This is a genomic window from Sporosarcina sp. P17b, from assembly GCF_002743115.1.
Taxonomy (GTDB): Bacteria; Bacillota; Bacilli; order Bacillales_A; family Planococcaceae; genus Sporosarcina; species Sporosarcina ureae_C.
The window spans coordinates 1-10,638 of sequence record NZ_PDYP01000030.1 but is presented as its reverse complement, the minus strand read 5'-3'; the positions used below and the strand labels follow the sequence as shown (position 1 = coordinate 10,638).

At 41.7% G+C, this 10,638-nt stretch carries 8 protein-coding genes; 6 read left to right on the top strand and 2 right to left on the bottom strand.

What is annotated here, in order from left to right; translation table 11 throughout:
* Positions 1 to 102 precede the first annotated feature (102 nt).
* The gene (locus CSV76_RS17485; protein ID WP_158232708.1) at positions 103 to 249 is read left to right on the top strand and encodes a hypothetical protein; all 147 of its coding nucleotides are present in this window, start codon (positions 103 to 105) and stop codon (positions 247 to 249) included.
* 260 nt (positions 250 to 509) lie between these two features.
* On the opposite strand, the gene CSV76_RS16740 is transcribed toward CSV76_RS17485, so the two are convergent.
* Positions 510 to 1,049: a GDYXXLXY domain-containing protein gene (locus tag CSV76_RS16740; RefSeq protein WP_099626284.1), complete on the bottom strand. Its 540-nt coding sequence runs from the start codon at positions 1,047 to 1,049 to the stop codon at positions 510 to 512.
* Positions 1,039 to 2,121 (bottom strand): DUF2157 domain-containing protein, encoded by a 1,083-nt coding sequence (locus CSV76_RS16735; RefSeq protein WP_099626283.1) that lies wholly within the window; start codon positions 2,119 to 2,121, stop codon positions 1,039 to 1,041. The genes CSV76_RS16740 and CSV76_RS16735 overlap by 11 nt, the downstream gene beginning before the upstream one ends.
* Before the next feature lie 249 nt (positions 2,122 to 2,370).
* On the opposite strand from CSV76_RS16735, the gene efeO reads away from it, so the two are divergent.
* The 5 genes from efeO (at position 2,371) to cysI (ending at position 10,410) form a co-directional block, all read left to right on the top strand.
* On the top strand, positions 2,371 to 3,219 hold the full coding sequence (gene efeO, locus CSV76_RS16730; protein ID WP_085427084.1) for an iron uptake system protein EfeO: 849 nt from the start codon (positions 2,371 to 2,373) through the stop codon (positions 3,217 to 3,219).
* Between the two features lie 4 nt (positions 3,220 to 3,223).
* A complete protein-coding gene (gene efeB / locus CSV76_RS16725) occupies positions 3,224 to 4,501 on the top strand; it encodes an iron uptake transporter deferrochelatase/peroxidase subunit (protein ID WP_099626282.1) in 1,278 nt (425 codons plus the stop codon).
* Positions 4,476 to 6,224, top strand: a complete 1,749-nt coding sequence (locus CSV76_RS16720) for an FTR1 family iron permease (protein ID WP_233204528.1) — start codon at positions 4,476 to 4,478, stop codon at positions 6,222 to 6,224. The genes efeB and CSV76_RS16720 overlap by 26 nt, the downstream gene beginning before the upstream one ends.
* 624 nt (positions 6,225 to 6,848) lie before the next feature.
* Entirely contained in the window at positions 6,849 to 8,663 is a 1,815-nt protein-coding gene (locus CSV76_RS16715; protein WP_199173086.1) for an assimilatory sulfite reductase (NADPH) flavoprotein subunit, read from the top strand.
* A gap of 22 nt (positions 8,664 to 8,685) precedes the next feature.
* The gene (gene cysI, locus CSV76_RS16710) at positions 8,686 to 10,410 is read left to right on the top strand and encodes an assimilatory sulfite reductase (NADPH) hemoprotein subunit (protein ID WP_085427081.1); all 1,725 of its coding nucleotides are present in this window, start codon (positions 8,686 to 8,688) and stop codon (positions 10,408 to 10,410) included.
* Positions 10,411 to 10,638 lie beyond the last annotated feature (228 nt).

The window sequence follows — 10,638 nt, the reverse complement described above, 5'->3', positions numbered from 1 at the left end:
GTTTATAGGAGATAAAACCAGTAACTGGGTGGTACTAGTTCCTATTCTTGCAAAAGAAGAATCAGAACTGACTTACACACTATTTAATGAAGGCGGCTGCACGTGGTAGGCGTAGTAATGAGACAGCCAGGCGCTCTTCCTGTCTGGCTCATTGCGGAAGCCATCCACCACCGCCGTAGTGGGGCCAATGATCGCCCCACTTATATAGCCAGTCAAACTACTACCTCTGCAAAATACAAGGAAAAGTAAAGGGTTCGTAAAACAACTACCTAAAATCGTATCCTACTTACTTGTACGAACACCTTCCCCGTGTACTCGAAAAACAAGTACCCGAACTGCCCTACACACTATCTAACGTGCTGTAGCCATCCACTACGGCTGAAGGTGGCGCCAATGCCCGCCCCACGTACATAGCCAATCAAACAACTACACTTGCATAAAAAAACCGCCACTAGAAATCGCAAATCCACGACTTCCAGCAACGGCTTACAAATCTCTACTACAGCAATCTACTTCGGGCGTACATTTTCCAACACGGCAAAACCATCACGAACCTTTACATCAGCAATCAACTGCCCTTTGCGTGAAAGGTCCTCCAACTGCATACCAGTGTTTTCTGCTACATAGTAACGGTCAGGAAGGAAATTGGCGAAATACGTTTGATTTTTATTATTATTGAATTCACTGTAGTAATACATATCGCCCTTCAAAAACAATCCGTCATTTGGTTTCTTATGTGTGACCGTCTTCAATCCGTAAAGATCTCCCTCTTCTTGGTCTAACACGGCATATACCGTAAGCCTTCCGGTATCGTGTTTGGAAAACTCTTTAATAAGCGCTGGGTCTAGATCGTCTTTTGTGAATTCTTCAATCGCAAACTGAAGACTGACATAATCACCGTATAGAATATCGCGTGGGTCGACAGGTACGGTTTCCAATGTAATAGTTTTACCTGTATTCACTGTATACAATGGCTTCCAAGTCATCGCTAAAAGGAGGATGATGGGGACGATTAAGGCAACAAGGAATAGATTCCGTTTATTCTTCATGACGTTTCACCGTCTCTCGTCGTGATTTTTCAAACCAGAATCCAAAACCGATTAGCAACAAACCACCTACGATGAAAAATAATGATTTTGGCATAAAGTCGTATGTGATATCCGTGTAATAGCGATAGATTAACGCACACGTGATCAAGATAGCGGGTAAGCTGCCTTTCTTCAATAAATACACCAACAAGACAACGAATAGGGCAGTGAAAATATAAGGAGCGGAATCACCAAATCGTAAACCATCCCAAACGAATGGGAATGTTAGCATAATACCTGTGATACCAAATAGTATGGAACCCGTCCAGGAGGACTCTGTACGATAATGTTTGAAGGGTGCGAGTGCAAGGAGCACCCCTAGTACAAAGACAATCAGTATAGAAATCCATTCATCGACGTGGAAAAACTCTAGCATATTGACGATGAAAGCCACGCTTAGTAAAACACTCATAACAAACAATGAACTTTTTCTACCAAATCGAGTTTCATTCATCCAGAACAATACAGGAATCAGTAGGAGTAGCCAGAAAGGACCAAAGCTTCCTGCTTCATAAGCTGTAAAAGCGCTAAAGCTGTAGATAATAAAAAATGCACTAGCAAATACTGCGAGCAATTGATCCTTAAGATAATAAGCTAACGGTAAGATTCCAACACCCCATAAAAGGAAGTCGGTATACACCGTATGTTGCAAGTGAAAGCTTTGGCCAATCAGAAATATTCCTGCTCCAAAAATGGCAGCACCGATGTAGTACATACTGCGAGATGTTCGTTCATAATCATTTTCCAGCTTATACCCTGCGTAGTACGCCAAGATCATGCCGACAACAATTAATCCAAACTTAAAGAATGGCGTAAGTCCTGCCCAGTTGCCTGCGATGAAGCTTAGTATTCCTATCCCTACTAATATAGCTCCGAAAGCCAGTAGGATTCTCACGAAATTAGCGCCGCCTTTAGATTCGTAAAGCGAGAGCATTTCGTCGGCATCTGCTGCTTCCATCTTGCCATGCTGTTGTAGAAAAGAAAATTCTCGTTGCAAGAAATCAAATTGTTGCTTGCTGATTTTTCTTTTCACATTGATTTCCTCCCTTCATAATGGTTACTTAGTAGACGAAAGAAAGTGATTTTTGTTACAAAAATCTAAAAAGTATAGAAATATCCGAATAGAAAAATGTCTAGTTGAATATAGTATCTCTTAAATTTTCTAAAAACACAATAAGTACTAGAAATATACATATATCTCCTTAAAATCCCTATTGATTTATCATTTGAGAACGATTATCATTGATAACAGCAAACTAAATCGTGGGAAGTGGGAATTAAAATGAAACAAACAGTAGTAACAGCATTCGCCTTGACTACAGGAATTCTATTGTCGGGCTGTGGAACGGCAGACGAACCTAAAGAAAAAGAACCGGCAGTAACAGAAGCGGTAGATCTAACTGCTGAAACAGATGCATATAAAGAGTTTGCACTTGAACAGATGGATGAGTTCGTTATCGATACAGAAAAATTTGTTACAGCAGTTAAATCAGGAGATATAGAAGAAGCAAAAAGAATCTATCCGATTGCTAGAATGTATTTTGAACGCTCTGAACCAATTGCAGAAAGCTTTGGCGATTTAGACCCGCGAATTGATGCGCGTTTAGCAGATGTTCAAGAAGAAGGACAAGGAGAAGAAGAGTGGTCGGGTTACCATAAGATCGAATACGGATTATGGGTAGAGAATACAACTGAAGGCTATGCAGATGTCGCAGATCAGTTGCTAAAAGATGCAAAAGAATTGCGAGCACGTGTAGAAACAGTGGAAGTGTCTCCAGACTTGATGGTTACAGGTGCAGTCGATTTATTGAATGAAGTATCGACTTCTAAGATCACGGGAGAAGAAGAAATTTATTCTCATACGGATCTATATGACTTCAAAGCAAATATTGAAGGCGCTGAGAAAATCTTTGAAATCTTTAAAGATAAAATGGCAGAGAAAGATCAGCAGTTAGTCGACGAACTTGAGTCGAAATTCGAAACAATCAACGGGTTGCTTGCAGAATATGAAGATGGTAACGGTGGCTATATATCTTATGAAGAGTTGACGAAGGAAGATACTAAAGCATTATCAGAAGCAGTAAATCAATTAGGTGAGCCATTAAGTATGATGGGCATCGTAACGGAGTGATAAAATGACGGACCACACTGAAGAAAAATTCTATGATAAGAAAATTTCACGTCGCCAAATGTTGAAGTATACAGGAGCAGGTGCAGCAGGTGTTGCGATTGGTGCATCAGGTCTAGGCAGTGTTCTCAAAGTATTCGGAATGGTAGAGGAAGAAGACAATCCACGGTCGAAAAATAAGATCAATTTCTACGGTAAGCATCAATCAGGGATCGCTACAGAATGTCAAAGTTATGTATATTTTGCTTCGTTAAATGTATTGGTGAACTCACAACAAGAATTGATGGATCTATTTAAAATGTGGACCCCTATTGCGGTACGCATGATGAATGGTGAAGAGATGGATGGTCAGACGTCTAATATGCTCATTCCCGCTAAAGATACAGGAGAAACAGTCGGGTTGGACGCTTCAAACTTAACATTGACATTTGGTGTAGGTCCGTCACTATTTGAAAAAGATTCATTAGGTTTAGCTTCAAAAAAGCCTGCTGAACTAAAAGATTTACCGCATTTTCCAAAAGATCAGCTAGATCCTGCGTATACCGGCGGAGACATTTGTATTCAAGCATGTGCTGATGATCCGCAAGTTGCATTCCATGCGGTTCGAAACTTAGTGCGAGCAGCTTCGGGAAAAGTAACACTAAAATGGACGCAAGCAGGTTTTAATTCGTACCCAATGAAAGGTAAGAAAAAAGAAACGCCTAGAAATCTATTTGCATTCAAAGATGGTTCCGTTAATCCGAATGGATCCAAAGAAGCTGAGATGAATGAAGTCGCATGGATTGGTGCGGGTCAGTCAAAGGATTGGATGACCAATGGAACATACATGGCTGTTCGTCGCGTCCAGATGCATCTGGAAACATGGGACAGAACTGCATTGCAGGAACAGGAGGCAACATTTGGCCGCCATCGGGATACAGGCGCACCAATTGGTAAGAAGCATGAAATGGATGAAGTGGACTTAGACGAAAAGGATGCAAAAGGGGAGTATGTCATTTCCGAAGCTTCCCACGTGCGGTTAGCGAAGAAGTCCAAGCAAAAAATATTCCGTCGATCATTCTCCTACAGTTCAGGTGTAATGGATTCTACAGGTACATTCGATGCCGGTTTACTATTCATCTCGTTCCAAAAAAAACCTGAACAATTTATTGCCATTCAAAATAGTTTTGGGCGTGAAGATAAATTAAATGAATATACTACCCATCGCGGCAGTGCATTATTCGCTTGCTTCCCTGGAGTCCAAAAGGGGGGCTTTATCGGTGACTCACTCTTCTCAATTATATAAATGGATAGCAGTAATGCTGATCGTCATAGCTTTACCGATACGCCCTGCGTTCGCTGAGACCGAAACAAATTATAGTGATCTCTATATCTCCATCAGTGATTCGATCATGCAAACGAAAAAAGCAAATGATGCAGAAGCATTGTCTTCTTTGCAAGAATTTGAATCAATTTGGCAACAACAGAAATTGGAGAGTTCAGAGTACACGAAGGAAATCGATAAGACGTTAAAGAAAGCTTTGAAAGCTGACTCTGCAACACGCGGAGAGTTATTGAGTTCTTTATCAAAAGCGGTACACGAACTAGAGAAGTCAGAAAATCCAGTTGACGAACTAGCAGAGCGCGAGAAATTCGGCAAAGCGATGGAACTTGCGCTTGCAGATTTACAACAAGCAATTGAGTCCGATTCGCTTGAAAAGATCAAACAAGCCAATCAACAGTTCGTTTCCACATGGACACGCAATGAACGCCCTGTGCGTGAACAAAGTATTTCAGCATATGGTGCAATTGAAACGAGTATGGCGTTCATGCGAATCACGTTAGCGGAAGAAAAACCAGATCTCGAAGCATACCGTACGCAGTTTGATGATCTGACTGTCATTGTTGATCAGTTCGTCAATGGGACATTGAAAGAAACAGCAACTGAAGATTATTCATTGACCACGTTGATTGCATTATTAGATAAAAGTTCAGATTCGTTACAAAGTGGAAAGCTTGATGACGCGAAGAAGTCATTACGTGAGTTCATTCAAATCTGGCCGAATGTTGAAGGAGAAGTGCGTACGAAAAACGCTTCACTTTATACACAGCTTGAAAATGAATTACCGTTGATGATCGGTCAATTGTCGAATAGCGGTTATGATGTTGAAAAAGCGGATGGCCAGTTGCAAGATTTTAAACAGCAAATCGCCTTACTTCAAACAAATGACAGTTTCAGCTTTTGGGACTCTGCCTTGATTCTATTACGTGAGGGTCTGGAAGCATTGCTGATTATTATGGCGTTGCTGACATTCTTGACGAATGCCAATCAGCAAGGAATGCGCAAATGGGTATATGTCGGTGCGGGTGCGGGAATTACGCTTAGTATTGTAGTGGCCATCATGATGTCGACCGTATTGCAGTCTGTCACGATTGGTAATGACCGCGAAATGATGGAAGGCTATGTCGGACTTGTAGCTGCCGCATTGATGATCGGTGTTGGAATTTGGATGCATCAAAAATCCAATGTGGCTTCATGGAATCGCTATATATCCAAGCAAATGGGTCAAGCGATTTCTACAGGGAGCGTGCTTGCGATGGCTTCGGTCAGTTTCCTTTCTGTATTTAGAGAAGGTGCGGAAACGATTGTGTTTTACGCGGGGATTGCGCCAAAGATGTCCACACTAGAGTTTGTGATGGGGATTCTGCTAGCAGTTGTCATATTGGCGATCGTAGCAGTTGTTTTCATGAAGTTAAGCCACCGCATTCCGATTCATCGCTTCTTCGCAGTGGCGACGATTTTGATTTATGTACTGGCGTTTAAAATTATCGGTGTGAGTTTGCATACGTTGCAGTTGACGAATGTAATTAACACAACTGTACAACCGCGCTTGCCAATTATTGATGTGATCGGTTTTTATCCTACCACTGAAACGATCATGGCACAGCTTGGGTTGCTCGTAATTATTGTAGTGGTGGCTTGGGTCAGAAAAGCAGGCAACCATTCCAAAGCACAGCTTTCGAATTAACAAAACAAGAATGCTCCAGAAGTCACTTCACTTCACTGGGGTATTCTTTTTTGCATGGTTTTAAGTTCAAGTTCTTAACGTGGATATCATAGTTGGTTACTTTGTAGGCATGAGGGGATGGAAGCTCCAGCTGGCGGACGCTTTCCTATGGGCCAGCGGGAAGAGCCGTAACGAAGAACGGCTTTTACTAGTAAAAGCGCAACGTTAGGAGCACATCTTTGCACTTCGACGCCAGCTTCTGCTTACATCCTAATTTGATATTGAAGGTACTTTTATCACTCATTGTAGGTAGTGTCTGGACCATTGTTTTACGTAAACTTTTTTATTATCAAAATAGATTGCAACCATAACTTTAATGATCAACTAAAAGTGTAATCCACTCATATTGTAAGGGATTGGTGCGTAGGAGGGGCGACTCAGGAAAGCGTCCCCTCCGAAGCGCCAATCCCCACCCCCAACAAAATTTTACCCACTCTATTTCAAAGAAGTTCACTTCATTATATTAAAAACCTACTTGACTAATAGGTTTAATAATAATACAATGAAATCATCTTAAAAATAGTTGTCAGTCTAGTCAGATTTTGTTTGGTGAAAAATATATAAGAAGTTGTGAGGGTGATGAATATGGCTTTACAAGTATCGAACAGTCCTTTCAGTGAAGAACAGGTAGAATTGCTCAATCGTCTGTTGCCAAGTATTTCAGTAACACAGCAAAGTTGGCTGAGTGGTTATTTAACAGCGGTCAGCTCAGCTTCAGTGCCTTCCGGTGGCGTCGCTGTATTAGAGCGTCCTGCTATCGAAGTTCCGACGGCAGTAAAAGAAATAACCGTACTTTATGGCTCACAAACAGGCAACGGACAGGGAATTGCGGAACAAGCAGCAGCTAAGTTAAAAGAGCAATCTTTTGAAGTGACAATACAATCCATGAATGATTTCAAACCGAATAACCTGAAGAAAATTGAAAACTTATTGCTTGTCGTCAGTACACATGGAGAAGGAGATCCACCTGATACAGCCTTACCATTTTTTGAGTTCTTGCATGGGAAACGTGCTCCAAAACTAGATCATCTTCATTATTCAGTATTGGCACTTGGCGATAGCTCATACGAATTCTTCTGTAAGACGGGCGCTGATTTCGATCAGAAACTATCTGACCTAGGCGCTGTTCAGTTAGCACCACGTGTAGATTGTGATTTGGATTATGATGAGCCGGCAGCACAATGGCTAGCGGCGGTGGAAGTTTCATTAGACGTCCAAACGGGTGGTCAATTAACTGCAGCTAGTGTGGAAGTCGAAACTACATCTTCAACTCAATTTTCACGCACGAATCCGTTTAAAGCGGAAGTACTTGAAAATATTAACCTAAACGGCCGAGGTTCTAATAAAGAGACGCGTCATGTGGAGATTTCATTAGAAGGCTCTGGACTGACATATGAACCGGGCGATAGTGTAGGGATTTTTCCAACCAATAATCCCGACTTAATCGATGAGATTATTCAACTAGGGAATTGGAATGCAGAAGAAACCGTCGAAATTAACTCACAAGGTGAACGCCGTGCTTTACGCATTGCTTTACTGAATCACTTAGAGATTACTGTAGTAACTAAACCGTTACTTGAAAAACTATCTAATTACTCTGAGTCAGAAGAGTTGAAGCGAATTATAAAAAAAGAACATGCAGAAGAACTTCGTGCGTATGTCGATGGACGCGATTTACTAGATGCATTAAAGGACTTCGGACCAGTTGAAGCATCAGAACAACAACTGGTGGGGATTCTTCGTAAACTGCCAGCGAGATTATATTCAATTGCAAGTAGCCTAGAAGCGAATCCTGAAGAAGTGCATCTAACAATTGGTGTTGTACGTTACGAAGCGCATGGTCGCGACAGACAAGGTGTTTGCTCTATTCAATGTGCAGAAAACCTTGAGCCTGGAGATACATTACCAATCTATATTCATAAAAATGATAATTTCCGCTTACCTGCTAATTCACAAACGCCGATCGTCATGATAGGTCCGGGAACGGGTATCGCGCCATTCCGTTCATTCATTGAAGAACGTAGTGAAACAGGGGCAGAAGGAAAGTCTTGGTTGTTCTTTGGAGATCAGCATTATGTGACAGATTTCTATTATCAGACTGAATGGCAGAATTACGTGAAGGATGGTGCGTTAACACGCCTCGATGTAGCCTTTTCACGTGATACAGATGAAAAAGTCTATGTACAACATCGCATGAAACAAGCAAGTCAAGAACTGTACCAATGGATTGAAGAAGGTGCAGTGATTTATGTATGTGGTGATGAACAGAACATGGCAAAAGACGTCCACGCGACGTTGCTGGAAATCCTTCAACAAGAAGGCGGTAAATCACTTGAAGAAGCCGAAGCATTCATTACACAGTTAGTTCAAGAAAAACGCTATCAGAGAGATGTCTATTAAGTATCCGAAGGGGAGTGGGAGCATGTCTTCAACAACAAAACCGATCCATATACAAGATGGAGCACCGAGTGATGTAGAAGAAATTAAAATTGAAAGTGATTACTTGCGTGGAAACCTCATTGAAACGATGAATGATTCCATCAGTTCAGGAATTCCAGATGATGATAACCGTCTAATGAAATTCCACGGAAGTTATTTGCAGGACGACCGAGATTTACGGGTAGAGCGTCAACGTCAAAAATTAGAGCCGGCCTATCAATTCATGATCCGCGTGCGGACACCAGCCGGCTTCGCTACGCCAAAGCAATGGCTTGTTATGGATGAACTGGCACATAAATATGGTAACGGTACATTGAAGTTAACGACACGTCAAGCATTCCAGATGCATGGAATTTTGAAATGGAATATGAAAAAGAATATTCAAGAAATGAATGACGCGTTACTGGATTCTATTGCGGCTTGTGGTGACGTCAACCGAAACGTCATGTGCAGCCCGAACCCAAATCAATCGTCAGTTCACGCAGAAATATATGAGTGGTCGAAGCGATTAAGCTTGGACTTATTGCCACAAACAACGGCTTATCATGAAATTTGGTTGGATGAGGAAAAGGTTGTGGATACGGCAGGGGAAGAAGTAGAGCCAATCTACGGCGCGACGTATTTGCCTAGAAAGTTCAAGATTGGAATTGCGGTACCTCCAATGAATGATATTGATGTATTTTCTCAAGACATTGGGTTGATTGCGATAGTCGAAGACGAAAAACTAGTCGGATTCAACGTTGCTGTAGGTGGCGGTATGGGAATGGCGCATGGAGATGAGCAGACGTACCCTCAGTTAGGTCGTTTGATTGGATTCGTACCTGCAGATCAAGTAGTAGAAGTAGCGAAGCATTTAATGATGATCCAACGTGATAACGGAAATCGTTCTGTACGAAAGTATGCACGATTCAAGTACACGATTGATTCTCGCGGACTTGATTGGTTAATTGGAGAGCTTCATAATCGTCTAGGTTGGGAATTGGAAGAGACGCGCCCTTATCACTTTGATCATAATGGTGACCGCTATGGATGGGTGCCAGCAGAAAATACAAGCTGGAATTATACGTTCTTCATTGAAAACGGTCGTGTGCGTGATACCGAAAACTATAAACTGATGACTGCTCTTCGTGAAATTGCAGAGATCCATACAGGCGATTTCCGTCTTAGTCCGAATCAAAACTTAGTTCTAGGCGATGTAGCTGATTCAAATAAGAAGAATATAGAAGAGATTATTGCGAAGTATGGTTTGGAGTCTCCAGCTGAGCAGTCAGCATTACGTAGAAACTCCATGGCATGTGTATCGCTGCCGACATGTGGTTTAGCGATGGCAGAGGCAGAACGGTATTTACCTTCACTGATTACAAAAATCGAGGGCTTGCTAGATGAAGCTGGACTTGGCGATGAAGAGATCGTGACGCGGATGACAGGATGCCCGAATGGATGTGCACGTCCAGCGATAGCGGAACTAGGCTTTATCGGTAAGGGACCAGGTAAATATAATATGTATTTAGGTGGCGGATTCACAGGACAGCGCCTAAGCAAAATCTATCGTGAAAATATTGGAGAAGAAGAAATACTAGGTGAACTAGGCCCTATATTAAAACGATATGCAAAAGAACGAGACGAGGGTGAGCACTTCGGAGACTTTGTAATCCGTGCTGGCATTGTTGCAGAAACTACAGACGGTACGAATTTCCATAAGGTATAAGTGGATCAGTTAAGAGGCTGGGACAAAACCCTCCTTGAAATCGAAAAAGAACGGACCCATTGAAGTTTATGGGTCCGTTCTTTTTTATATAGGATTTTTTAGTTTTAGGAAGAAAAAAAGGATACCTTCTGATAAAATTTAGTCACCACAACAAAAAGTATCGGAGGTATCCTTATGTTTAAAGATTATAACATGAACCAACTGATTTTACCTTTAGATTTAGAAATT